The 24947-nt window shown below is 48.4% G+C and carries 19 protein-coding genes; 5 read left to right on the top strand and 14 right to left on the bottom strand.

Going from position 1 to position 24947, the window contains the following annotated elements; all coding sequences use genetic code 11:
- Positions 1 to 2: 2 nt before the first annotated feature.
- Positions 3 to 1451 (top strand): flavin monoamine oxidase family protein, encoded by a 1449-nt coding sequence (locus ACYVE4_RS18995; protein WP_461041776.1) that lies wholly within the window; start codon positions 3 to 5, stop codon positions 1449 to 1451.
- A 272-nt stretch (positions 1452 to 1723) separates the two neighbouring features.
- A complete protein-coding gene (locus ACYVE4_RS18990) occupies positions 1724 to 2125 on the top strand; it encodes a hypothetical protein (RefSeq protein ID WP_461041775.1) in 402 nt (133 codons plus the stop codon).
- Between the two features lie 214 nt (positions 2126 to 2339).
- Here ACYVE4_RS18990 and ACYVE4_RS18985 read toward each other — a convergent pair whose 3' ends face one another.
- Both ACYVE4_RS18985 and ACYVE4_RS18980 read right to left on the bottom strand, forming a co-directional pair.
- Positions 2340 to 3398 (bottom strand): sensor histidine kinase, encoded by a 1059-nt coding sequence (locus ACYVE4_RS18985; protein ID WP_461041774.1) that lies wholly within the window; start codon positions 3396 to 3398, stop codon positions 2340 to 2342.
- Complete coding sequence (locus ACYVE4_RS18980) at positions 3395 to 4459, bottom strand: sensor histidine kinase (protein WP_461041773.1); 1065 nt, start codon at positions 4457 to 4459, stop codon at positions 3395 to 3397. The genes ACYVE4_RS18985 and ACYVE4_RS18980 overlap by 4 nt, the downstream gene beginning before the upstream one ends.
- A gap of 516 nt (positions 4460 to 4975) precedes the next feature.
- On the opposite strand from ACYVE4_RS18980, the gene ACYVE4_RS18975 reads away from it, so the two are divergent.
- The gene (locus ACYVE4_RS18975; protein WP_461041772.1) at positions 4976 to 5254 is read left to right on the top strand and encodes a hypothetical protein; all 279 of its coding nucleotides are present in this window, start codon (positions 4976 to 4978) and stop codon (positions 5252 to 5254) included.
- Between the two features lie 102 nt (positions 5255 to 5356).
- Positions 5357 to 5578 (top strand): hypothetical protein, encoded by a 222-nt coding sequence (locus ACYVE4_RS18970; RefSeq protein WP_461041771.1) that lies wholly within the window; start codon positions 5357 to 5359, stop codon positions 5576 to 5578.
- Between the two features lie 125 nt (positions 5579 to 5703).
- Here the strand turns inward: ACYVE4_RS18970 and ACYVE4_RS18965 are convergent, their stop codons facing one another.
- The 7 genes from ACYVE4_RS18965 to ACYVE4_RS18935 all read right to left on the bottom strand — a co-directional run bounded on the left by ACYVE4_RS18965 (position 5704) and on the right by ACYVE4_RS18935 (position 14357).
- A complete protein-coding gene (locus tag ACYVE4_RS18965; RefSeq protein WP_461041770.1) occupies positions 5704 to 6630 on the bottom strand; it encodes a helix-turn-helix domain-containing protein in 927 nt (308 codons plus the stop codon).
- A gap of 31 nt (positions 6631 to 6661) precedes the next feature.
- Positions 6662 to 8848 (bottom strand): xanthine dehydrogenase family protein molybdopterin-binding subunit, encoded by a 2187-nt coding sequence (locus ACYVE4_RS18960; RefSeq protein WP_461041769.1) that lies wholly within the window; start codon positions 8846 to 8848, stop codon positions 6662 to 6664.
- Positions 8829 to 9308, bottom strand: a complete 480-nt coding sequence (locus tag ACYVE4_RS18955) for a (2Fe-2S)-binding protein (protein WP_461041768.1) — start codon at positions 9306 to 9308, stop codon at positions 8829 to 8831. Before ACYVE4_RS18955 ends, ACYVE4_RS18960 begins: the two co-directional genes overlap by 20 nt.
- 258 nt (positions 9309 to 9566) lie before the next feature.
- Complete coding sequence (locus ACYVE4_RS18950) at positions 9567 to 10370, bottom strand: SDR family oxidoreductase (protein WP_461041767.1); 804 nt, start codon at positions 10368 to 10370, stop codon at positions 9567 to 9569.
- 183 nt (positions 10371 to 10553) lie between these two features.
- Positions 10554 to 11465 (bottom strand): helix-turn-helix domain-containing protein, encoded by a 912-nt coding sequence (locus tag ACYVE4_RS18945; RefSeq protein ID WP_461041766.1) that lies wholly within the window; start codon positions 11463 to 11465, stop codon positions 10554 to 10556.
- 37 nt (positions 11466 to 11502) lie between these two features.
- Positions 11503 to 11862, bottom strand: coding sequence for a DUF4345 family protein (locus ACYVE4_RS18940; RefSeq protein ID WP_461041765.1), 360 nt, complete (start codon positions 11860 to 11862; stop codon positions 11503 to 11505).
- 449 nt (positions 11863 to 12311) lie between these two features.
- Positions 12312 to 14357, bottom strand: a complete 2046-nt coding sequence (locus ACYVE4_RS18935) for a hypothetical protein (RefSeq protein WP_461041764.1) — start codon at positions 14355 to 14357, stop codon at positions 12312 to 12314.
- A gap of 552 nt (positions 14358 to 14909) precedes the next feature.
- Between ACYVE4_RS18935 and ACYVE4_RS18930 the strand changes: the two genes are divergently transcribed.
- Positions 14910 to 15032: a hypothetical protein gene (locus ACYVE4_RS18930; protein ID WP_461041763.1), complete on the top strand. Its 123-nt coding sequence runs from the start codon at positions 14910 to 14912 to the stop codon at positions 15030 to 15032.
- A 56-nt stretch (positions 15033 to 15088) separates the two neighbouring features.
- Here ACYVE4_RS18930 and ACYVE4_RS18925 read toward each other — a convergent pair whose 3' ends face one another.
- From ACYVE4_RS18925 to ACYVE4_RS18905, 5 genes are all read right to left on the bottom strand, one after another.
- Complete coding sequence (locus ACYVE4_RS18925; protein WP_461041762.1) at positions 15089 to 15517, bottom strand: response regulator; 429 nt, start codon at positions 15515 to 15517, stop codon at positions 15089 to 15091.
- 5 nt (positions 15518 to 15522) lie between these two features.
- Positions 15523 to 19647, bottom strand: coding sequence for an ATP-binding protein (locus ACYVE4_RS18920; RefSeq protein ID WP_461041761.1), 4125 nt, complete (start codon positions 19645 to 19647; stop codon positions 15523 to 15525).
- A gap of 325 nt (positions 19648 to 19972) precedes the next feature.
- Positions 19973 to 20683 carry an MBL fold metallo-hydrolase gene (locus ACYVE4_RS18915; RefSeq protein ID WP_461041760.1) on the bottom strand — a complete coding sequence of 237 codons (711 nt, stop codon included), beginning with the start codon at positions 20681 to 20683 and terminating at the stop codon, positions 19973 to 19975.
- Between the two features lie 42 nt (positions 20684 to 20725).
- Positions 20726 to 22978 (bottom strand): PAS domain-containing sensor histidine kinase, encoded by a 2253-nt coding sequence (locus ACYVE4_RS18910; RefSeq protein WP_461041759.1) that lies wholly within the window; start codon positions 22976 to 22978, stop codon positions 20726 to 20728.
- Positions 22979 to 23452: 474 nt separating this feature from the next.
- Positions 23453 to 24727, bottom strand: coding sequence for a sensor histidine kinase (locus ACYVE4_RS18905; RefSeq protein ID WP_461041758.1), 1275 nt, complete (start codon positions 24725 to 24727; stop codon positions 23453 to 23455).
- Positions 24728 to 24947 lie beyond the last annotated feature (220 nt).

The following is a 24947-nucleotide window of genomic DNA, read 5'->3' as shown; positions in this document are numbered from 1 at the left end:
CGATGAATCGTAGAAACTTTCTAAAAAAATCCACGGCTACAACCGCAGGTCTTTCGCTGCCAATTGGCTTAACAGCATCTCCTCAGAAAACAAGCAAGAAAGTGGTTGTGCTGGGGGCAGGCCTCGCCGGTTTAACAGCCGCATGGGAACTCCTGCAAGCCGGGCATGAAGTAATCGTGGTTGAAGCCAGAAATCGACCAGGAGGTCGTGTGCTAACACTTCGGGAAGGGTTCACGCCTGGATTAACGGCTGAGGCTGGTGGCATGACGTTCAATGATAATTATGTCAATCTTCTTCATTATGTGAAGCTTTTCAATATTCCATACCAGTCACTAACAGCCCCGGCTATTCGGAGTCCGGTCGGAAATAGGGTCTATCACTTACGGGGCAAGCGACTTGTGGCTAATAACGGAAAAATAGATTGGCCTTATGAACTTAAACCTGAAGAGCGAGAAGGGAGTATTACCCAAAGGTACATCCAGCCTTTACTCAAAGGCGTAACCGATGTTTCCAGTTCAGATTCATTGGCAGACTGGGCTCGTTCCATTGACAATAAGACGCTGCTTCAACTTGTTGCCGAAAGAGGTGCCTCTGCCGGGGCACAAGAAATTATTCGGGTGACTAGCTGGTATTGCGATCGTGATGGAAAGGCCTCTGCGGCCTGGAATCTGTTACCACTAGCCCAGAGTATGGGGAGTAAAGATGTGTACAGCTTTCCGGGAGGAGTGGATAGTTTATCGACAGCCTTTACGGTTCGATTAGGCGAACGCATTCGCTTTGGGGCTGAAGTAGTGAGCCTACAAAATGATGCTACTAGCGTAGATGTACTAGTTAACGTAGCCGGTAAGCAAGAAAGCATTCGTGTCGATCGAGTCATCTGCACCATTCCTTTTTCCGTATTGCGAAACATCACTATCTCGCCTTCGTTATCAGCCGCTAAAAAAGAGATCATTGCGGGATTGTATTATATACCCGTTACCCGTGTTTTCCTGGAAGTAAAGAAACGGTTTTGGGAAAACAAGGGAGAGAGTGGTTCAGCCATGACCGATCTCTCAATCGGGCAAGTAGAAGACCATCCTATGATCAAAACCGGAAGAGAACGAGGCAGAGGTATTCTTGAAGCTCATGTCCGTGGCCTCGACGCCTTGCCAATTGACAAGCTGTCAAGTGCCAACCGGTTAACCTTCTGTCTTGACCAACTGGCTAAAGTTCACCCTGATATTTCCGACAACTATGAGGGTGGACTGTCAACGAGCTGGCAGCTTGACCCTTATTCACTTGGGGCCTACTCCTCGTTTCTTCCTGGCCAACTTACGGCCTGGTTGCCTGAAATTATTCGTCCTGAAGGTCGAATTCATTTTGCCGGCGAACATACGTCGATCTACTCGGCCAGTATGGAGGGTGCCATTGAATCAGGTGTTCGTGCCGCAAAGGAGATAACTAAGGTTTAAGCGGGCCTTCCCGCCCGAAGGCAAAGCCCCAAAACGTTCGGTACTAAATTATCACAAATGTCTGCTTCAACTACCCGTTACTACGCATAGCAAGATTTTACAATTTGTGCCAATTACGACTTTGCCGATGATTTACAACCCAATTTACCATACCGCAAAACGCCCGAAAATTGAAGCATCCGACGAAGATTCCTTGTCTTATGTTGAGATGCCATTTTCAACACCAAGTAAGTATTACAAAAAATAGGTTCTAATTTGTGTTACCTTTCGGTATGAATCGAGCCGAAACCATCTTAGCTGAACTGGTAGAGTCAGTCGAGGGCACCGCTGATGCCCCATCTATCTCCTACCTGATGAAAGGCAGTCAGGGGCCTGCTTATGCCATCGAGCACCAGGCCGAAGGGACTTTACGAGCCAACGACGCGACGGTTTTCATTCAGGATGCGTTGAGTCAGCACATGCCCACAGCCAAACTGATTCAACCACTTATCCTGCGCATTCGCACTAGTTCCAAATTTCCCCTATTAATGCGCGAATTGGGCGAGATTACCGAAGGCATTCAGGCGCTTGTGGGCAGTAAGCCAAGTCAGTTTCTCTATCTTCAAGACAATAAAGGCCCGGCCGGTGATCAACTCACGCTTTCCGTAGTTTACTGGTTGAAAGACAGTGAATGAACATCGACATCGTCTAGTGCTAGCTTAGAAGAATCAGCAATTATAAAGCGGTTTAGGGCTGGAAATTCAGCAATCGAGTTCCTGAATAGAGGCAAACCTAGTTCCAGGTAGTTAGGATTTGACTATTCTCTTTTAGGAGCGATTTGTGAGACGTTTATTTCTTTATATCTGTTCAACTGGAAATTTGGGCAGGGTTGACCATCAGATTTCGGTTTCAGCTGGTCAATGGCCCTGAAATCTCCACGTTGTCCTCCTTCGTTAGTGGAAGGCTCACCACAAACCAGCCTGCTGTTTCGTGGATAGCAAGTTGCCCATAGTTCGTCAGCTTGTAGCGCATCGCTAGGTTGGTCAGCCCCGACCCAGCTGTGGCTACACGCAGGGTCTTGCGTTGCAGGGTGTTAGCCACAAAAAGCCGCCCCTGTTGGGTGTAGATGCGGATACGAAGCGGCTGTTCGGGCAGCATAACGTTATAGCGAATGGCATTCTCGATTAGCGTCTGCAACGTCAGCGGAACAAGGCACGCCTGCTCCTGAGAGGCATCTACGGCTACGTCAAGTTGTAGTCCGGCCTCATACCGGGCCTGCAACAGGTGGCTGTAGGCCCGCACAAACGCCAGTTCTTCGCCCAGTGTTGTCGAGGGTTGGCTGCTGACCTGCAACAGGTAGCGAAATACGGTGGTCAACTCGTCGAGAAACTGCTCAGCACGGTCTGTGTCGTCGGCAATCAGGGCGGAGAGCGAATTGAGGCTGTTGAACAAAAAATGGGGATTCACCTGGTGTTGAAGCGATAAGATCTGGCTTTGCAACGACGAATTTTCCAGCGCCTTGGCCTCTACGGTTTCACGCTGCCACTGCCCCAGAGTATACCAGCCTTCGTAGACTGTGAAGTAAATGAAGTGGTAAAAGAGCTGGATGCCGATAGTACGGCTCAATTCAACCCCGTTGCCGAAGTATAGAAATTGCCCATCCACCAAAAAACGGGTAACATGGCGCAGGAACCAGGCCAGACCGACCAGCACCGGCAGGCAGGCCAGCAGCCACAGCAGTCGTGTGCGTGTCTTGGCCAGGCCTGGATGCCGGGCCTGAATCTGCAACACCACCCAGCGGGCAATCTGCCAGCACACCAGTCCCCAAAACAGGGCAATGGGGTCGTTGATAAGCAGTTTGTCGAGGGGGAGTGTCAGGTACCAGTCGAGCCGGAAAAAGATGCCCACAAACAGGTATAGGGCTATTGGCCCCAGCAGGCGCAGTCGTGTGTCGTTGAGGGGCTTCATCGTTCGTTGACCGGGTCGGGTTGGGGGGGGAGTAACGGCAGTTTTACCACAAACTGGCCCGTTTCTTCACAAATACTGATGTCGCCTGACCCCAGCAATCGATATTTTGTAGCAATACTAGTCAGGCCAACCTTGGTGGAATGTACGGCGGTGTTTTTGCGTTGCAGGTTGTTCTGGATAAGTAGTTGTAGGTTTTCGGTAACGATGGCCACGCGCAACGGGCTTTCGGGTAGTATTACGTTATGCTTTACCGCGTTCTCAACCATCAGTTGTAGCGTCAGCGGGGGTAGCTGGTGGTTGAGGTACCTGCTGTCGACGTCGATGTGCAGGTCGATACCCCTACCAAAGCGAATCTTCAGCAAATCGAAATACGACCGGATAAACTGTAGCTCCCGCTGGAGCGTCGTGAGTTCGGGGTTTCCCTCCTTGTAGTTGTTGGTCCGCAACACGTAGCGGTACACACTGCTGAGTTCCTCGACAAAGGTTTCGGCCTGCCGGGGGTTCTCCTGAATTAGCATCGACAGCGAGTTAAGGCTATTGAAGAGGAAGTGCGGGTTGAGTTGGCTGCGCAACTGATTCAGTTGGTGAGTCAGGCGGGTCTTTTTCACCTGCTCGTTGTGGTTAAACATCTGCTGCCACGCCTGCAATACGTATCCCCCCTCATATACGACGTAATACACGCCATGGTAAAAAAGCTGAATCCCCAGGCTGTACGTATACTGTGGCAGGGGAACCATAAACGTATCGTCTGTTGTCAGGAGCACATAACACCACCGCCGTAAGGCCCAGGCAGCATTGGCCAGCAAAGGCAATAACAGAACCATCCATCGCACCCGCCGACGAGTATTGGAGAGACCCGGATAGCGGGCTTGCAATCGCCGTACTATCCAGCGGGCTAGTTCCCAGCAAACGTAGCCCGCAATCAGGCTGATCAGATCCGAGATAGCCAGATCCGTCAGGGAGAGTTCGAAATACCAGTTCAGCCGAAAAAAGAGCGTCCCGATCAGAAACAGCACGAACGGGCCATAGATACGTAGCTTTTGATGGTTAAAAGTGCCCACAGTTGGGTAGTTAGGATGATGACAAAGATACATTACCGGCGAGAAACAGGCACGAATAAAGCCAACCAACTATCCGTCGGCAACAACTTATGGCGAAAGCCCAGCGGTATCCAACCGACCCTTAACCCAGTCAGTGCGGCTACCGGATATTGATCCTTCCCTGTTGTATAAATTATCGAAATCGACGGTTAGTCGTTGACAGGAATTAAACCAAAGCGACCAATTAAACGCCCGAAATTTGAGACTGTGATTGGATCTTCTTTCTCGCTGAGGTTGGGTAGCTGAGACAGGTCGAATTTACTCGCTACGGTCAACTACCCATTTTAGGTAGGTGTTCATTTCACCAGATCGTTTCGTCCGTCGATGCGGTTTTCAGTCAACCCCGATTGGGTATTCTACTGATAGCGATTCTAATCCAGGTAAGAATTGTCAATAACCCTACATAACGAATTGTAGTTAGTAGTCATGGTATTCGTAATCAAAACGAATTGGTAAGTCTTATAACGAATTACCCTCATGACTATTGAGAAGTTACTAACCTGGATTACACCGCTGATGCTGGGGGCGTTAGTGGGTCTCTACGAGATCTTGCATGGCTTATTTTATGTGCTGTACGGAACACCTGAACAGAAGCGAGATTATCCGCTTGAAATTGTCCTTGGCATTCCCATTATGGCTGTTTGTTTACTGGGTCACTGGATAATCCGTCGACTTACTCATTCGAATACGCGTACAATCTGGATCATAGAATCAATCCTAGCAGGACTTATTATCTATGGTTTTTATCGGTCTTAAAAGTCTGAGTTACCACGGCAATTGAAGCGAGAACAGAAATCTGTATTTACGCTGAACTAGTTTATCAATCATGGTCAGCACACTGACGAAATCCCTATAGTTATGAAATTATACGTCGTTGAAGCCGCCGAAAGTCTTGAATTACTCGAATCGCAAGTAGTTGATCGTTTGTCAAGCGGCTATGAGTTAGCTGGCGGAGTCTCCTTTAATCCCGTGGATACAGTTTATATTCAGGCTTTGTACTTGCCTAAGCTTGACAAGCAAGTCGATGCGTTGTTGAAAGAAGAGAACGTATATAATGAACGGGGCTTGCTGGATGTTTAGGCCTTCCGGACAATCCTTTTATAGGTGCCCCATGCGCTCCCAAAAAAGAGCGATTTGTGAGACGCACCATACACGGTTTGTCTCAAACAATACCATCCGAATACTTCTAATAGGGTATTGGGCAGTCAGTTAAACGAAGCTCTGAACTCCAGCGGACTCTGGTTGGTCTTGGCTTTGAAGAGCTTGTTGAACGACTGTGAATGCTCAAAGCCTAGTTCATAGGCAATCTCGCTGACGGACAAATCGGTGGTTGACAGGCGTTCTTTGGCTTTATTAATCAGCTTCTCGTGGATAAGCTGCTGTGTCGTTTGTCCGGTTAACGATTTAAGTAACCCTCTTAAATAACTTTGCGAAATATTTAAATTGTCTGAAATATATTGAACGGTTGGTAACCCTTTTACAGACAAATCTTCATCGTTAAAATAGGCCGACAAGAGTTTTTCTAACCGAACGAGGATTTGATGATTGTTAATTTTTCGAGTGATAAACTGTCGTTGGTAAAACCGCTCGGCATAGGTTAGGAGCGTTTCGACATGTGAAATGATAATAGCCTGGCTAAAATTGTCAATGTTTGAGTGGTATTCAATTTTAATATGCTGGATTATGTCGTTAATGATCGTTTTTTCCTTGTCAGATAGAAACAACGCTTCGTTGATCGAATAACCGAAGAATTCGTAATTTTTTATTTTGTTTGCCAGCGATGTTCCCCACAAAAGGTCAGGATGCACCAATAAAATCCAACCGGATAAATCATCTTCGGGACTAGCACCTGCCCCTCTTATTAGCTGATTGGGCGCCACAAAGTATAACATACCCTCATCAAAATCGTAGGTCTGTTGACCATAATATAATTTATTTTTGAAGCCTTTTTTGAGGGTGATATAATAAAAATCCAATAGCAGTCCCTGGTTTATATCTACATTATTATTGGTAGAGGATTGAAGGTCGGTGTACTCAACAATGCTTACAAGGGGATGCTCTGGTTTGGACAATCCAGACAGTTGATGAGCTTCCGTAATTGTCTTTATGCGTATCGGTTTCTTAGCTGGCATGGCAAAACACGGTTTAACGTTTCGGTAAGGTTTATTGCCCTGTCTTCTGATAATGCTTATCCAGAGCTGCCTGCAACGGAAGCGATCGCAAACGTAATCCGGTTAAATTATAGATGGCACTGGCAATAGCCGGGGCAACAGGCGAAAGGGGAGGTTCGCCCACACCAGAAGGCAGCTCCGAACTTTCCTGAATGATGACCTCTATTGCTGGTGTATCGGTAAGCGTTGCTACCCGATACGTATGAAAACTCGTTTGCGTAAACTGACTATTCTCAATAGTAGCCTCTTCATACAGCGAAGCACTAATCGCCATCATAGTAGCGCCTTCTACCTGCTGTTTCACACCAGTTGGGTTAATAATGATTCCGGCATCGATGGCTTGAACCACGCGGAGAATTTTTATTTTTTTATCGATAAGTTGCAACTCAACGATGGCCGCCGAAATGGTACCATGATCTTCGCATACAGCTATACCTCGGCCAGTAGCGTCCGCTTTCGGTTTATTCCAGCCAGCCTTTTCGCCAAGTTTCAGCAATAAGTTTTTACGACGTTGCTGCATGGCGGTGTTACCACAATGATCTAGTCTAAACTGCAAAGGATTCACTCCGGCTTTACTGGCCAGTTCGTCCATAAAACTTTCAATAGCAAACGTATTGGCAAACATACCTACTCCCCGCCACAAACCTGTTTGAAAGGGCAGATCGCTGTGCCATATTTTGGTTCTTCTGTTTGGGATAGCATAGGAAACCCGCCCCCCATGACCCGCCACCATGAAGTCGGCCCCTAAAATGGGTTTTGCCATCGGAATGGCTAAAAAAGCCATAGAACCCGTGGCAAATTCATGCTGAATGGCTACTAGTTTACCGCTTGCATCGACTTTACCACTCATAATATGATGCGTGTTGGGCCGGACATAGCCATTTTGAAACTCTTGCTGCCGGGTATACAGCAAATGCACGGGTTTATCTACAGCCTTGGATAGCTTGATAGCCTCAAGGGCATTGTGTTTATAGCCTCTTCTGCCAAAACCACCCCCTAAAAAGGCCGGTATGATCTGGATATTCTCTTCCTTAAAATCGGTTTGGTCGACAATGGACTGTCGCATAAAAGCGATATTCTGCGTAGAGGTATATAGTTTCAGGTTTTCACCTGATGTATCGGCCACGACAATGCTTGGCTCCATTGTCGCATGAAAGCCTATCGGTGTTCGGTATTCGCTGACTAGGACATCACTGGTTAATTCATCAGTCGCATTGCCTTCGTCCTGCATCACTACACCCACCCCCTGGCCTACGGTAATGGCATCAATGGCATCTTGTGTGGTGTAGTTGGGTGCAAAAGACCAAGAAGGTTTAATACTGGCAATGGCTTTTTCGGCTGCATACCTTGTTTTGGCGACCACACCAATCCAGTTTTTATCCTGAATTATGGCTAAAACACTTGGATTACTTTTAGCCAGGGTTGTATCAGCCGTTTTTACTTCGCCACCAAAGTGTGGGCAGTATAGCACTGCTCCATATACCATGCTCGGAATATCCGTATCAATTCCATAAACGGTCTTGCCTACTATCTTTTCTTCGATATCGACCCGTTTATGCTCTTTACCAATGTATTTAAATGTAGATGCCGGACGCAGGGCAGGTGTTTTTGCGATTTCCCAAGTTTTGGTCTGTTGGGCGATTTCTGCGTAACTCGCCCTATGACTTCCTGCGATTAGTATGCCATTGGCAGTGTGTATGGCAGTAGGGGGTACTGCCCACATGTTTGATGCCGCCAGTTTTAAGGTTTCCCGTAGCGTAGCCGCCACTTCTCTAATCGGTGTGTAGAGTGAGGACGTGCTGTTGCTCAATCCGGTGCCTGCGGTACTTTGTGGACCTGTTAAGGTTGACGCATGGACAACCTTTATTTTATCAACGTCTATATCCAGTTCTTCGGCCGCCAATAGGGCAAAACCGGTAAAAACGCCTTGGCCCATTTCCATCTTGGGCGACTTCAACGTAATTGTATTGTCGGCATTAACCTCAAACCATACAGTAGGATCAAAATCAGTAATACCCGCGTCAAACTTTACATCAGCAGCTAAATTGCTCAGGACGCTACGTATTTTGGATCGTCCAAAGTAAAGCAAAGCAACCGAACCAGCTATAGCAGCGCCCGAACGGGCAAGAAATTTTCTTCTGGAAAACACCTTTTTTTTGTTAGTGTTTGGTTGTTCCATCGGTTTTGAGTTTGGCTGCCAAAAGAATTGCTTTCAGTATGCGTGGGTGTGTCCCGCAACGGCAAATATTCGAGATGCCATTTTTTATGTCCTCTTCGGTAGGGTTTCTGTTGGCTTCCAGAAGGTGAGCCGCTGCCATTATAAATCCAGGTTGACAGTATCCGCATTGCGGTACCTGGACATCCAGCCAGGCCTGCTGAACGGGATGTAAGTGATTTTTGTCGGACGATAGCCCCTCAATGGTGATTATATTTTTTCCCGCTGCGAGTTGCGCTGGATACGAACAGGAGCGAATCAACTCACGATCTACATAAACCGAACAGGCACCGCATACCCCCTTTCCGCAGCCAAACTTGGTTTCCTTTAGCTTGGCTTCATCCCGAATCATCCATAATAAAGGCATATCAGGGTCGATGTCAAAGGCCTTGGCTACACCATTAATTGTGACGTTTAGTTTCATCGTATATAAGCAAGTAGGACGCTATAGCAAACGTGTTGGCGGTTAATGCCGCCCATGACAAAGCGCGTTGTTCAATTAAAACCCTACCAACCTCAGTGATGAAGTTGATGCTACGAAAGTCTCATTAAAGGAACGGATGGAGTTAGTCTAAACGACTTTTGTTGTAGCCGAAAGTGAAAAGCTACTATAATTAGCTTTATCGTTAGTGTGGAGGGAGCGTCCCGGCTAATTGCCTATATATATGCTATTTACGTTCGTCTAGTCTAAGAATTGGGCTTTGATTTCCTGCCTGAAAGCATTGGGACCAATTTCTAAACGCCTTGCATAAATCGCTTTTGCGTCTTCACCGGCTACATAATTTACCTGGTCTTTCCCATCGGTTACGGCTTCATAAACTACATCCGCTATTTGGGTGGCATCCGCTGCCACACGCATCATTTTATCTACGTTTGCAAAGAGTTTATCCTCTAGTCTTGTGTAATTAGAGGACGATACTTTGTCTAGTGAACGCCCAGTGAAATTGGTGGCAATAGCTCCTGGAGCAACCGTTTTGATCTGAATATTGTGCATGGCCAATTCAAATGACATACTTTCGCTCCATCCCTCGACCCCAAATTTGGCGGCATGGTATACGCTGTGCAAGGGAAAAGCCAACAGACCCCCCATCGAAGTCGTGCTCACAAAAACGCCAGATTTTTTTTCTCTGAAATGCGGAATGAATTCTTTTGTTACCCTAATCACACCTAGAAGATTGGTGGTAAGTTGATTGACAATCTGGTCATCGGAGAATGATTCTAAGGCCCCCATAAGTCCATAGCCAGCATTGTTAAACACCGCATCAATTTCGTGCAGGCTGATCGCTTTCGCTACCGTGTTTTTTATTTCAACCGGATTAGTAACATCGAGCGGCAACAATGTCACATTATCGAACTGGTTCAACTCTTTTTCGTTTTCCGGAGATCGCATAGTTGCGATAACGTTCCAGCCCTTCGCTTGAAATAATTTAGCGGTTGCCTTACCTAAGCCCGAGGAAGCCCCTGTAATAAAAATGGTTTTGTTCATAGAATTAACGGTTCGTATTTCCCGAATAAACGGAAGTTTTTTTCTTGTCAGTTTGATTGTACTATTCTTGACTGTCTGGCCTAATTCATTGAAAGACAGACGAAATTCACACGGCTAGCGTATTGAGGTAGGGTAAACGTAAATGAAGCCTAACCAAAGTAGTTCCAACAGGATTACTTTATATCAGTTAAACGAATCCCTGAACTCCAGAGGGCTCTGATTCGTCTTGGCTTTGAATAGTTTATTGAACGATTGCGGACGCTCGAAGCCTAAGTTATAGGCGATTTCGGAAACAGATAAGTTACTTACCGTTAAATATTCCTTTGCTTTTTCAATCAATTTTTCGTGGATGTGTTGTTGGGTACTTTGTCCGGTGAGCGACCTGAGGGCATCGCTTAAATAATTGGCAGATAGATTGAGCTGATTCGCCAAATATTCTACTGTAAGGACCCCTCTTTTTAAGCCCATTCCAGCATTGAAATACTCGCTGATGAGCCCTTCGGTTCTTGTTAATAAATCGACGTTTACCGCCTTACGGGTAATAAATTGTCGTTGGTAAAAGCGGTTGCTATATTGAAGCAATACATCTATTTGCGCCAGTATAATACCTTGTGTATGAGGGTCGATATGCTGATATTCTTCGTCTATTTTTTTAAAAATATCAATCACATTATTTTCTTCTTTTTCTGAAAGATGTAAGGCTTCGTTTACAGCATAGGAAAAGAAACTGTACTCTTTGATACTTACCGATAAAGAGTGTTTTCCTAAAAAATCAGGATGAAACAGTAGTACATAACCAGCTCCGGAAGTTTCATTGAATATATTGGCGGTTTCCACTTCAACCGATTGAACCTGTTTCGGTGCCGTAAATACCATTGTCCCCCGATCAAAATCATAATAATTTTGTCCGTACTTTATTTTCGACTGAATGTTAGTTTTTAACGAAATCGTATAAAAAGTAGTAGTGAATTTTTTCCAGAAATCAGAAGTTATGGCGTGTATTTCCGAAACATGTACTATACTGACCAACGGATGCAATGGTGGCGGAATAGACAGTAAGCGATGAAATTCAGATAAGGAATTAATGATGTTCATCTCTGCTTCAGTTTTGGAAATTATGAATTTGCTTGCCTTAATTTCTTTGCTTCCAATACAAAACCCCAAAACTGATGAAAGCGACTATTTCGATCAACAACCAGTAAAATTGTTTGGTGAAAAATCCATCTAACGCAAAGCCTATTAATCTTGCTATGATAATACCGAGTGTAATAGATAGTAATAGAGCCGTAGCTAGTAAGTTCCATGAGGCCCAATTAGTATAAGCGATCATGAATCCACCCATACCAATCAGCAACCCCCATTTTACTCTTTTTTCTATCATCTGATAAGCATCGGGGGATGTAGAAAATTTACCAAAAAAATCAGGTTTGATTGCAAATACAAGGCCTGTGGCCAGCAAACCGACGCCTACTAGTTTCAGTAAAAAATTCATTGGAAAGAATCGTAAAAGGTGAAAGCAATAAAACCTTTGTAGCGAGTGGATGGCCTACAAGCGAACCATTTGCTCTTTTATAGTACTTCAACCATCAATGCTAACTATGACATGATTTATCAAAATTCTCAGGAAAATGTAATCTATCCGGTAACATCCCAGCTTCTGTTTTTAAAGCTTACTTTTTTATGTGTTATTTTCTGATTTTCATGTTAACAAGGCAAAATTCGGAAAGTATAAAAAACGAAATGTTTCCAAATTACGGTTCGTTGTTTCCAAATAGGGGATGCTCATTAAACACCCCATTTACGGATCGAGAAACTCCCTCGTCTGAGATGGGAGCCTATCTTGAGAATAAAGCAAAAGCAATTTCCACATAAAGTACGCTCCTACACCAACCCCGAGTGGATCCTCCTACGGGTGTGGTGTAGGAGCGTACAACGCCTTTCTTAATAGCCCTTGATCACTTTCACCGTTTGAGATTGATGCTCAGTCTGTACCTTCACCAACTGTACTCCCATTCCCCAACCTAAAGGTACACTGACTCGCTGCCCATCCGTGGACCAGGCCAACCGCTGCGGGTGATCAGAGCGGCCTTGAGCATCCAGCACCGATACCTCTACCCAACTTCCTACCACCCCCCGAATTTCCAATTCTACCTGCTGGCCCTGCACTGGATTGCCCAGCACCTTCACCTGTAAAGAGGGGATGGGTTCAATGGCGGCCCGACGAGCGCCTGCGTTACAGGCCGATAGCCAGTTGTAATTATAGACGGAGGTCGTACCGCCTTGCTGAGCAATCAACGTCAACAGCGGCTGATCCGTCGATAAGGTCGGGCTATAGGGGCCGGCTTGAGTCGTAATCGTTCCATTGGTCATCGCCAGCACGAGTTGATCACCGGTCAGACCTGTATACTGAGGAGTAAACGTCACCTGCCACTGATTCCTCCCCAGGCTCTGACACCCATTCGTGGTAACGCTAACTAAAGCAAAGGGCTGAATCGGTGGAGTCGTACCGTTCACCATGAGCAGGAAGCTAGTCGTGACAAACAAGCCCTCTGGATCCACCGCTGTTACGCTGACCGGAAAACTGCCCTCACTGGTGGGCGTACCACTAATAATGACTCCTGTTTGATTTAGAGTCGAAGGAAGACCGGATACGATAAACGTTAAGGGGTTGCCATCCGGATCGGCAAAGTAATTCGCCAAGCTAAGCTGGTAAGCTTGTCCTGGCTGGGTCGTTTGGTTGGGAATACCCGCCGTGGTGGGTGGCTGATTAGCTGGCCCTACGGTACAGGCATCTAGCCAGCGGTAGTTGTAGACGGCCGTATTACTGCCTTGCTGGGCGATAAAGGTCAGGATAGGCTGGTCGGTAGGTACCTGGAGGGTATAGGGACCGGGCTGATCGGTGATGAAGTTATCGTAAGCAATAGCCAAAACGATCTTCTCCCCTGTCAGACCGCTATAAACCGGGTTGAATTTAATTAACCTTTGTCCGTTATCAGTCGGTTGACAACTGATCAGGTTGACGGTGGCAATGGCGAAGCTGTTGGGTGCTGGATTGACGGTGATACTGATCGGTTTCCAGGCAGATTCATCCTGACTATTCACCGTAATGGTCGCGTTAATGGTCAGGTTCATCACACCCGTGGCGGTGGGGGTGCCCTTGATGGATGGGGGAAAGTTTAGAAACGACAAACTTAACCCATTATCGGGTAGACCCGTTGCTGTGTAGCTCCCGCTAGGGTAGGGTAACAGGTACGGTATTGGGTACTCAAATGGTACGCCAGCAGTGGCCGTCAGACTAATAGGGGTGGCCGGCATGACGGTCAGACTAATGGGTACCCAGGCGGCCTTAGCCTCCCCATTCACAGTCGTATTGGCGCTGACGGTAAGATTCGTCACACCTGTAGCATTCGGTGCGCCGACAATCGAAGGAGGGTAGGTTTGGTAAGACAATCTCAATCCATTTCCAGGGAGCTGTGGTGACGTATAACCTGCACTATTATAGGGCAGTAGGACGGGCATCTCGTATTTAAACGGCACCCCCGCGGTAGCCGTCAGACTGATGGGAGTGGGTGGATTGACTGTGATGGTAATTGCCACCCAGGCCGACTCGATCTGACTATTCACATTTGCCGTTGCGGTAACAGTCAGGTTCATCACGCCTGTGGCGTTTGGCGCACCAACGATCGAAGGCGGATAGGTTTCATACGATAAACTCAATCCATTGCCAGGGAGCTGTGGTGAAGAGTAGATCGCATTATTATGGATCAGTAGGGCTGGTAGCTGGTATTGAAACGGCACCCCCGCGGTAGCTGTCAGGCTGATGGGGGTGGGGTCAATGAGTACCTTGGGTTCACTAAATGACTTTGTAGATTGACTTGAATCGATCTTGATGATCGTAAGCATCCCCTCCGCTTGCAAATTCCAGTGGAAAAGCAGCAATAATGCGATGAACCAACCATGTGCCCGAGACGTAGTACGTGTAGACATATCAGGAGTGTTTAAGTTTATGAAGCTTATGGTACTTCCTAATACTACTAAACTATTGGTATTGAGATCCTTATATATGATTAACCGGTAATTATTTGATTGAATAGTCAATGCCAAGGCTACCGTTTTAGAAGTCGCCCCAGTATTGAAACGGATATATGAAGCTGTGATCATGTTACATGGGAGGATTTTATGAGGATGTTCCCAGGAATAAATCTGAGGTCATATAAACGGCCTATGGTGACCTATTACCGGACAGCATTTGTTCAGTTTCAAACATTTAATCCCTATTGATCAGGGTACATTGCTAATAATCAGCTATTTAAAATAATGGCCATTCTATTGTCCAGCAAGTACTAATGAAATATACGTTGTCATCTATTTGGTATGAGTCGAACTTATCTGGGTGAGTTTGACGAGTTGGTCTTACTCGCTGTTGCCCTGCTTCAACAACAACCTACCGGGGCCTGTGGCGTCTCGATTGTCGGGGAACTTAAATAACGAACCCATCGAACCACATCCGTGACGGGGGGGCATGTGGTCTAGTATCGCTTGGAAGAGAAGGGCCTCGTTGGCTCGGAATTGGGTGGCGCTTCTATCGCCCGGGGCGGACGGCGCCAACGCTTATTCACCCTGACGGCAGCTGGTCAGCAAGTGCTTCGGGAGATGCGCTAACTCCGGATGGGATTTTGGGGTGTATGCAGACGTAAGTGCAGACTGTAGAGTTGGATTTAACGATATGACTGCGCCACCTGCCTGGTAAGCGTGTTGGTTTCTAAATGAAGAAGGATTCCTTTTAACAACGCTTTTAACTGTTTATAGCCACTGGGTTTTGTAATGAGCCCTAAAGCTCCTAATTGGTCGGCTTTGGCTTGATCGGTTCCTTGAGCAGACGTTGAATACATAAGAACGGGTATGGACTGAAAAGAAGCTTCTTGTTTCAGTTGAATCAAACACTCCCAGCCATTCATGATGGGCATATTGATATCCAGGAAAATAAGGTCAGGACGGGTGGCTGGCTGCTCGGCTAATGTTTGGAGTGCTTCCGGGCCATTGGCGGCCAGTTGACACTCCAGGGTGGTGTCAATGTCCTGGATTACTTCACAAAATAAATCCCGATCATCGATATCGTCGTCTATCAGCAACAGGCGCATTGACATGGCTTTTAAGGGGTATTGGACAGATGTTGGGTTCGGGGAAGGGTTATCGTAAAGGTACTGCCATGGTTAAGAGCACTCTCCACGCCAATCGTTCCCCCATGGCGTTCCACAATCTTTTTGCATAAAGCTAAGCCTAATCCGGTGCCTTCATACGCATCTTTGGTATGCAACCGCGTAAACGGTTCGAAAATCCTGCCAGCCTGTCGTTGATCAAAGCCGATCCCATTATCGGCGACAAGAATAGTTACCGCCTGTTCATCGGCTTCTGTAGACGACGCAATGGTGATAACTGGTGAATTCGTTAGGTGACTGAATTTAAGGGAATTATTGATTAAGTTATAAAATAACTGGTAGATCAACACAGGAATCCCTTCAATCGACGGTAATACCTGCCTGTGAATATGAGCCTGTTTGTCCAAAATCAATACTTCTAAATCCGTTTCAATCTGTTCAAGCAGGCTATTCAAATCGATGGGCTCCGCAAGCTGAGACACCCCATTCAGCGAAGAGTAAGTCAGAACGCCCTGAATCATCGATAACATGCGCTCGGCTGATTGACCAATTTTGGCAACAAAGTGCTGGGCTTTTTCGGGGAGCTCATGGCCATATTCCTCCCCGAGCCGACTACTGAACAGCTTCACCTTGCGAGCGGGTTCTTTCAGATCATGGCTGGCCACGTGGGCAAACTGCTGAAGATCCTCATTGGATCGTTGTAGCTCAAGTGTTCGTTGTCTGACCTGCTGGCTGAGCAGCTGGGAGAACTGTTTTTGCTCCGTAATATCCTGTATTACGCCTAATAAGGTGGTCGGTTTTCCCTGAGGATCATGCAGAAGCCTTCCTGTCAGCTTGACCCACCGTTCCAGTTGATCCTCACCCTGAACCCTAACCTCATAGTGCAGCTTACCGCTGCTGGCCAGCTCCTGGTGTGCCCTTTCCCGAATGGGCATGTCGTCGGGATGAATACGGGTCGCTAATTCCTGACGAGCCATAGGCTGACTCGCTCCCCAAACCTGATAAAATCGATCATTGGCCGTTAGCTCATCGGTTTGCAGCTCAATTTCGTAGGTGCCCAAATCGGCTGACTCAATCGCTAGCCGGGCTTTTGTCTCCGCTTCTTCAACGGCTTTCCGGGCCAACACCTGTTCGGTTACCTCCAGGGCGACGGCCATGACGCCCGATATCGACCCATCACTTTCTCGCAGGGCCTCATAGGCAAAGTTCACATAAGCGGTTTCAAGCCGACCATTCCGAACCAGCTTTACGGGCCGCTCGATGGCCGAATAAGGCTCTCCCGTCATATAGACCTGATCTAATATAGCCTCAAATCCCTGACCTTTAATCTCAGGCAACCCGTCAAAAACCGATTTCGCCAGTACGTCATCTTTCGACTTTCCCCAAAAGGTAAGCATACGCTGGTTGACGATGTCAACTACTTGATTACGCCCCCGAAACAAGGTCATTGCCACGGGGGCCTGGGTAAAAATGGCCTGAAGATTTTGGGCGCTTTTTTCAATCACTTTCTGGGCAGCCACCTGCCGCGTAACGTCGATCGCCACATTGAGAACTCCCTGAATATGGCCCTTTAGATCATACCACGGTTGGTAAATGAAATTGAGATACCGGACTTCCCGTTTTCCGTCTTTACCGAGAAATTCGACGGCCCGCTCCTGTTGCTCAATTGGCCTTCCCGTCTGGTACACCTCATCCAGTAGCTCGAAAATGCCCTGATCTTCCAGCTCGGGCAAGGCCTGTCGGATAGGCATGCCCGTAAAATCGACCTCCCCAAAAATTTCTTTGTTTAAGGGATGGAAAAGTTCATACCGATGCTCAGGACCTTTAAAAACATTGATCAGCGTCGGAGCCTGCATAAACAACTGGTAAAACTGCTGTTCGGTTTCGCGTCGAATTTGGTTGATGCGAATATGATTAGCCACCCGCACAATGAGTTCCTTAGCTGAAAAAGGCTTGACCAGGTAATCATCCGCTCCAGCGTCTAATCCCTCTACTTTTGCTTCCTCGCCCGCCCGGGCCGATAAAAAGAGTACAGGGGTCGATTTCAGTTCGGGGTGCGACCGTACCTGACTTAACAAGCCAAAGCCGTCCAGTTTGGGCATCATAATGTCGGCAATCAGCAGATCCGGCTTGTAGTGGTGCATTTTCGACCAGGCATCCTGCCCATCGATCGCCGTTACTACGACAAACTGCTCCTGCAATAATCGCTGGACATAATCTCTCATATCAGCGTTATCATCGGCCAGTAGCACCGTTGGCTTTGCTGACTGATCAACAGGGATTGGCTCTGCTAAGTAGTTTTCAGCGGATGTCGCTTGAAGATCAGGTGAGGGAATCCATCGTAAGGCTTCCTGAACATAGGCCGCCGATTGGGAAGAAAAGGCCTGCGTATTGACCTTGGCTAGTTGGTCAGGTGGTAAATGATCCTTGCCGGTTGGAAGCGCAATCGTAAATACAGAGCCTTTCCCGAGTTCACTCCGCACGGCAATGCTGCCCCCATGTAACTTAACCAGTTCTTTCACCAGGGCTAGACCAATGCCCGTTCCTTCCTGGCTTCGGCTATAGTCATTTTCAATTCGATGAAAGCGATTAAATAGCTTATCCAGTTGATCAGGTGGAATTCCGACTCCGGTGTCCGCTACGGCTACTTCAACCCTATGATCAACTGGCCGTATCGTGAGAGATATGGTCCCCGCTTGACTGTATTTGAAGGCGTTGGATACCAGGTTGAGCACAATTTGCTCCCACATATCCAGATCCAGATAGACCGCTTCCGATACGGGTTGGCTATCGATCTGCAACTGCATACCGGCTTTCTCAATGGCCGAACGAAAGGTACTGGCTAGCTCAGCGGTATAGGAGCCAATATCAACGGCCTGAAAGGTTGCCTTGGCTCGACCTGCCTCAATCTTAGAAAAATCAAGCAGCGTATTGACTAGCTTCTGCATGCGCAAGGCATTGCGATGCGCAACGGCAAGGCTGGATTTATAACTCGAATTAAGCTGAGGATCGGTCAGCAATTCTTCAATAGGGCCTAACAACAGGGTCAGGGGCGTTCTGAACTCATGGCTGATATTGGCAAAAAAGGTCGTTTTGGCCCGGTCGATCTCGGCTAAGGCTTCGGCCCGCTTTCGTTCGGCTTCCAAAGCAGTAATGTTGGCAACGACTGTAGCGATAGCACTGGCAATATTGTCAATAAATACCTTGTACTCTTCATCATAGCGCAGACGGGGACTCAGTCCACAGAAGAGAAATTCATCTACGCGGCCTGTGCTACTTTTCAGAGGAACCAGGACGGCTGCCGTGGGTAATTCGGCCCAGTAGCCGGTAGGTACCACCGAGAGGTATTCACTCAAGTCGGAAAGTAAAATCGATTGGCCAGCTTGACGACATTCATCAAAAGGCAACGATTTTTTTAGGGACTGAATCGTTTCAACTGAATCATTGGTGGAAGCCAAGAGTACGGGAACTTCCGAACCCGTCTGGGTATATAGGCTTGCAAATGATATATCTTTATTGAGGCCCTGCAGGTACTGAATCGCCTGTTGATACACCTGGGCCGAGGTAGCTGCACCGGCCAGTTCAATGGCCATTTGTTTTAAAAATGCGGTACGTCGTTCACTGATCACCCGGTACGTTGTTTCAATGACCGCATTGAAAACGCCTTCGACGGTTCCTGCTTCCCCATAAATCGGGGTGAACGTAAAATCGAAGTAACATTCTTCGGTGTAGCCGTGGCGCTGCATGGGAAGCAGGGCATCTTTGGAACCACCCGGCTGCCCCCGAAAGGCCAGGGCAAACTGGGGCTCTATCTGCGCCCAGATTTCGGGCCAAACCTGGCGGGCGGTTCGGCCTAGAGCCCAGGGATGTTTATTGCCTGGAATGGGCTTCCAGGCATTGTTATACAATAACTGCAACTCCTTTCCCCAGTAAATGGCGATGGGAAAGTTGGAATTAAGGCAGATACTCAAAGCCGAGCGCAGACTCTGGGGCCAGCCTTCAACGGCCCCCAGTGGTGTTTGAGCCCACCCATAGGAACGAATCATGTCACCCAGTTCTCCCCCACCGGAAAGAAATCCTTGATTACTGGTTGGCGAAGTGCCCGAAGAAGTCAGCATATAGTTGTCTACAACTCGTCAATGGATAAGGTCTAGGTCAGTGGGCTGTCAAATGTAGTGGATAAGTGGGCAGTTGGGAATTGTTTGCTGGTACAAGATACGGCAGAAGTTTAAGTTGGTAACTATCAATAAATGTTGGACTGCTCCTGCTCCAGCTACCTAGTGGAACTAACCACCGGAAGGGGCTCGTTAAGCGGGCGCTCCCCGCGCATGGGCTGCTTGATTGAGACGGTCCGTATGGGCCAGGCGAGGTGGGTCTGACGTTACTTTATTCGCAGCTGTACCCTAAGCGGTACCACAAATAAATGGCTTGAGCTGTTTAGGATTATGCAGGGGCCAACGCCCCAAATTTCGCCTTCAGCTTCTGATTAGCCAGCGGCTGCAACGGCGACCCATGCCCAAAAACCGCTTGATCGAACGGGTACTCGGCCATCCGTTGAATGCTCTTAAGACCCAGCAATCGGTCTTCGTAGACGGCGCTCCAATCCAGCCCCAGGACATGCGCACACGTATCGCCAGCAATCATTACCCCTTCTTCTTTCAGCCATAAAGCGATATGCCCCACCGTGTGCCCCGGCGTATGAACGACCTGTAGTCCACCCACGACGGGAATGATGTCGGTATGCGCTAACCGCTCATCCACGCTCACCGGGGGAATCGTTCCTTTACCTCCTTTTATGAATAGCTGGTAAATCAACCCGTTGACAAGGCCAGGGGATGGATGAATGGGGGATTGGCCGCTGGAGCCCACTTCCAGCAAGGGCGCTTCCAGCGCGTGAGCCAGTACCGGTATGCCCAGCCTGGCTTTAATCGCCGACGCACTACCGGCATGATCCGGGTGAGCATGCGTCAAAACCACTCGTTTTAGGTCGTAGGGGTTTTCTCCATGCTTTTGCAGCAAGGAAAAAATGGTAGCCATACTGCCGGCATAACCTGTATCAACCAGGGTGAGCCCATCATCTTTAATCACGAAGGCATTGACGGCCCCCAGACGCAGTTGAAACAGTCGGGATGTAATGGGTTGAATACGAGCCATAGTGTTTTTATAAACGAAACCGCGTCCCGCCCGGGACAGGAATCAGGCCTGAAGTGGCAAATAAACTGTAAAGACAGCCCCTACACCGGGTTGACTACTAACTGTGATTTGGCCTCCATGATTCTCCACAACTTTTTTGACAATGGCCAGCCCAATCCCCGATCCACTGTACTGACTTCGACCGTGCAACCGGTGAAACAACTCAAAGATGTGTTCCTGGGAGGATGACTCAAAGCCAATACCTTCATCAGCCACCCGAAGCCCGATCCAGCTTTCGGCCCTGATAACCGGTGGCTGGTGGGGTAATTCTTCAGCCTTGATGGGAAAGCTAGTTATTTGTACGTGGGGTGATTGGCCAGGCTTGGTAAACTTTAGCGCATTGGCAACTAAGTTCTGGAGCAATTGACGAAGCTGGGTTGCATTCCCTACCAGCGTTGGTAAGGAAGTACGACTGATCTGGGCACGGGTTTGCTGGATAGTAGCTTCTAAATCTGTTAAAACCTCGGCCAGTAGCGTTTGAAGCGATACCGATTCGACCGGAAGCGATGACGTCGACAGCCGGGAGTAGTCCAGCAGCCCCCGGATGAGAGCCTGCATGCGCTGGGCCGCGTTCTGTTGCCGTCGAAGCAAATCCTGACCGGTTGCATCGAGCTGAGGGGCGTACTGGGCCAGCAGCAAATCGGCGAAGGAGTCTATTTTTCGCAGGGGCTCCTGTAAATCATGGGAGGCAACGGCGGCAAACTGCTCTAAATAGGCATTGGATCGACTCAGCGCCTGGTTGCTGACTTCCAGTTGCTGTTGATAAGCCCGGAGAGGGGTAATATCGGTGGTGATCATAAGTAGGCCCGCCTGGAAGGGGAGAATCTCGTACTCATAGGCTAAGCCCAGCTCCTGATAAGCGACGGTGGTATGAATCGACTCTTTTGTCTGCACCACCGAAAGCAGGGCGCCAAAGAGCGGTCGCTGTTTGACGGCGGGAAAAAGGGTCAACAGCGTCTGACCCACTACAGATTCTAACGAGATAGTCGGGTCTAAAAAGTGGGAAAATAGTCTCAGTGTGGCTGGGTTGGCGAGCGGTATCTGAAAGTCAACGACCTTATCTTGCTGATCGGCGATGGATTCCAGGACGACAATGCTACTTTTCGAACTGTTGAGCACCCCCTGGATGAGATCCGCCTGGCGCTGCCCTTCCGACTGGGCTTCTTTTTGGGGGGTAATATCCAGCGTGGTTAGCACAAAGCCTGCCCCATGGCGTACGGCCCGGCAGTCGAACCAGACGGTGCGGGTTGGCAGCGGATACGAGGTTTCGAACTGATCCGGCTGACCCGACTCCACGACGGCTACATAGCGGTCAAATACGCCATTGTCTTTCAGGTAGGGATACAGTTCCAGCATGCGTTTACCGGTCGTTGAGTCAGCGGGCCGAAAGGGTCGGTAGGCTGCCAGTTCATTGCCCGTGCTGGTCATAAAATCAATAATATGGCCCTCTGTATTCCGAATGGCTTCGTAATAACGAACCGATGCGGGCGAACTGCTCATCACACTTTCCAGCAGGGCGGCTGTTTTCTGCCCCCGGGTAACGTCCTGAAAGCAAACCAGCAGGCCATCGCCATACTTCGCTACTGACACGTCGAGCCAGAGGTCCCTGGTGGGTAAGTAAAGCAGTTGCTGATGGGGTTGCCCCGTGGTTACCACTGCCACATATTGATGAAATAAATCATAGGCCTGCATGTTGGGGTAGCGTTCACTGATGGTTTTGGATAAGATATCCTCCCGGGGTTGATGGGTGATGGTAGCGCCAACCGGGTTGCAAAGCACGGCCTGGAAATCAATAATTTGTCCGTCGGCCTGGCGGATGGCCTGAAACACGATGAGCCCGGCTGGCAAGGCCTCAAACACAGACTCGAGGTAAGCAGGCTCCGGGTTACGCTTAACGCTGAGTAGAGAAACGACCACCTGCTCCGGGGTGGCTTTTAACAACTGACACTCATACCCCTCAGCGGGGAAAGCCGGTTGACGACGGGGAGGAAGATTAACTTGCGTCTGGCTACCTGGCTCAATCAGCCTGGTAAGCTGTTGGGCCAGTTCAGGTGAATTGAAGGGGTAAGGTAAGTGCTCCAGTAAAGTCCCCGGTAAGGTGATGGAACCGGCTAGTTGCCGTGCCGCTTCATTAGCCTGGATCACTCGAAAGGAGGTAGTCAGGTTGGTCGGGGCCTGGAGTAGCAGAATCGCAGTAGATATCCCAGCAGATAGGTCGGCTGGATGACCAGCAGGGGGCGGAGGAAAGACGTTCACTAGCTCGTTTGCAGGCCGTTGAGATAAAGGATGCGAAGTTACTCAAAACCGATTAACCTATGTTAAAAAAGCCTATGCATATCGAAAAGGGATTAATTTGAGCTGCTCGTATGGAGTAGGTTTGCTGTTTCGTATGGCAGCCGCCGACTGCTCAGGCGGTCTTTCCTAAAATTAGTCACTTGCCTTTAAAAGATTGGTGTAGCAAATTAAGTATTTGCGATTCAATCAAAAGTAGTGACAGGCTATGAATGGATCATTTTTCGTCAACATAAGCCAATGGGTGAGTAACTCGCCTTCTCCACGTACGTTCTTCCCAGGAGCACTCCTGGGAAAGCTATAAGAAACTCAGGGTGGTATATCGTTCCTAATCCGAGTAAAAGGGACAAACGATGCTGGTTGGTCTTCAGGATGGTTAGTAGAGCCACGCCGTTGAACCAGTTCTACTAACCAGTCACTTAGAGGAACACGCTACTCCTAAAAGCGAATTGGAAACCACAGGCTAAAACAGGTACCTTGGCCCGGTGCGGTTTCTACCAGTAACTTAGCTTTAAGTCGTTGACTGAATGCATTGACAATCCGTAATCCAATCCCATCTCCCCAGGAACGCTCACTGACGGGTTGAGTGAACCCCGACTCAGCGACTCCTTCACTGCTAACCCCACCAACTGGGGCAGCAGATGATAGCTCTGCTGGGCGAGAGCCAGCAGAAACCCCCGCATTCAAGTAGGTAAGGATGGGAAGCGGTAAGCCAGGTCCAGAATCTTGAATCTGTAACAGCCACTGATCGCCCTGCTGCAGAGTCCAGGAAACACGAACAAACCCCGTGAAAGTATACTTCAGGGCGTTGAGCAGCAGATTCTGAACGATGCGCTGGAGTTTGACCCGATCAGTTTCTATTTGTAATGTCTCAGGCCCATCTGCGGCAACGACCAGACCTTTCTGATTGGCTAGTGGTTGCACACTGTGCACCATCTCGGTTAAGAGCCCAGCTACATTCAGGGTTTCAATCTGTAGGTTTTCCTGGCCGGCATCCAGTCGGGACAAATCCATCAGATTAGCCATCATCACCTGGACACTGATCAGATTACGACTTAACAGGGCCAGGTAATCCGCCCGTTCGATCTCACTTAGCCCCTCGAGTCGTAACAGGCTGGCAGCCCCACTGATAATGCCCCAACCACCCCGTAAATCATGCATGGAGGCCCGTAGCTTCTCACTCCGCTCTCGGGAAAGCATGTCCATTTGATCGACCCCTTTTTGCAGAATGGCCGCCCGGCAAGCGGCTTCGGCGCGTTGCAGCTCATCATACACCTGAATACTACCGTCAATGATGTCGGCCATAATCTGGGTCATGTGTTGCTGGACGGCCCAGAACATACTAGGATCGGTGTTAGGAAACAAGGCCTGAAAATGAGGCAGTTCATCATAAAGCGCCTGGGTAAGGTGGTTTAGCTCCCGTACCGTTTCGCGAATAAGGTGTGCTTTATAGCGCCGTTGTAAGCCATGATCGAGGGCTAGTTGAGCGATACTCTCGTTCTCGGTTTGACCCAGTAATCGTTGCCGCAAGGTGGTGAGGACGTTGGGCATTGAATTGGTAAAGTCGGTCCGACTCAGCGGGGCTACGTTGGTCAGGAAGGGGTCCTGGTCACAGCGACTGCGCCAGTTTTTTAAGATGGTATCTTGTTGGGTAGCTAAAAAAGAAACGAGTTCGGTTAGGGACCCTGTGGAGTCCGAAAAAGACGGTTTCATAAAAACGCTCAGCCAATTTGTTTAGAGGAGTGTATAAAGCAGTCTACTCAACCAATTAACCAGGAAGAACAACGAAAGGTTGGCCATTCGCTGTTTGGAGTCATTGCTGGCTCCTTTTAAAGGGTTGTAAAGCCTATCCTTCGTTTCTAGTAGGCGGTTTTGTCTATTGTAAAACTCCCGTTTCATCTTAAGGAAAGAGCATTTTTTGAGGATGTTCCTT

This window comes from Spirosoma harenae (assembly GCF_054776975.1).
The sequence above is the reverse complement of the archived record's forward strand: the minus strand, read 5'-3'. Positions and strand labels throughout refer to the sequence as shown.

Coding starts and splice junctions, on each gene's coding strand:
- ACYVE4_RS18995 (WP_461041776.1), top strand. CDS start 3: ATGAATCGTAGAAACTTTCTAAAAAAATCCACGGCTACAACCGCAGGT.
- ACYVE4_RS18990 (WP_461041775.1), top strand. CDS start 1,724: ATGAATCGAGCCGAAACCATCTTAGCTGAACTGGTAGAGTCAGTCGAG.
- ACYVE4_RS18985 (WP_461041774.1), bottom strand. CDS start 3,398: ATGAAGCCCCTCAACGACACACGACTGCGCCTGCTGGGGCCAATAGCC.
- ACYVE4_RS18975 (WP_461041772.1), top strand. CDS start 4,976: ATGACTATTGAGAAGTTACTAACCTGGATTACACCGCTGATGCTGGGG.
- ACYVE4_RS18970 (WP_461041771.1), top strand. CDS start 5,357: ATGAAATTATACGTCGTTGAAGCCGCCGAAAGTCTTGAATTACTCGAA.
- ACYVE4_RS18965 (WP_461041770.1), bottom strand. CDS start 6,630: ATGCCAGCTAAGAAACCGATACGCATAAAGACAATTACGGAAGCTCAT.
- ACYVE4_RS18960 (WP_461041769.1), bottom strand. CDS start 8,848: ATGGAACAACCAAACACTAACAAAAAAAAGGTGTTTTCCAGAAGAAAA.
- ACYVE4_RS18955 (WP_461041768.1), bottom strand. CDS start 9,308: ATGAAACTAAACGTCACAATTAATGGTGTAGCCAAGGCCTTTGACATC.
- ACYVE4_RS18950 (WP_461041767.1), bottom strand. CDS start 10,370: ATGAACAAAACCATTTTTATTACAGGGGCTTCCTCGGGCTTAGGTAAG.
- ACYVE4_RS18945 (WP_461041766.1), bottom strand. CDS start 11,465: ATGAACATCATTAATTCCTTATCTGAATTTCATCGCTTACTGTCTATT.
- ACYVE4_RS18940 (WP_461041765.1), bottom strand. CDS start 11,862: ATGAATTTTTTACTGAAACTAGTAGGCGTCGGTTTGCTGGCCACAGGC.
- ACYVE4_RS18935 (WP_461041764.1), bottom strand. CDS start 14,357: ATGTCTACACGTACTACGTCTCGGGCACATGGTTGGTTCATCGCATTA.
- ACYVE4_RS18925 (WP_461041762.1), bottom strand. CDS start 15,517: ATGTCAATGCGCCTGTTGCTGATAGACGACGATATCGATGATCGGGAT.
- ACYVE4_RS18920 (WP_461041761.1), bottom strand. CDS start 19,647: ATGCTGACTTCTTCGGGCACTTCGCCAACCAGTAATCAAGGATTTCTT.
- ACYVE4_RS18915 (WP_461041760.1), bottom strand. CDS start 20,683: ATGGCTCGTATTCAACCCATTACATCCCGACTGTTTCAACTGCGTCTG.
- ACYVE4_RS18905 (WP_461041758.1), bottom strand. CDS start 24,727: ATGAAACCGTCTTTTTCGGACTCCACAGGGTCCCTAACCGAACTCGTT.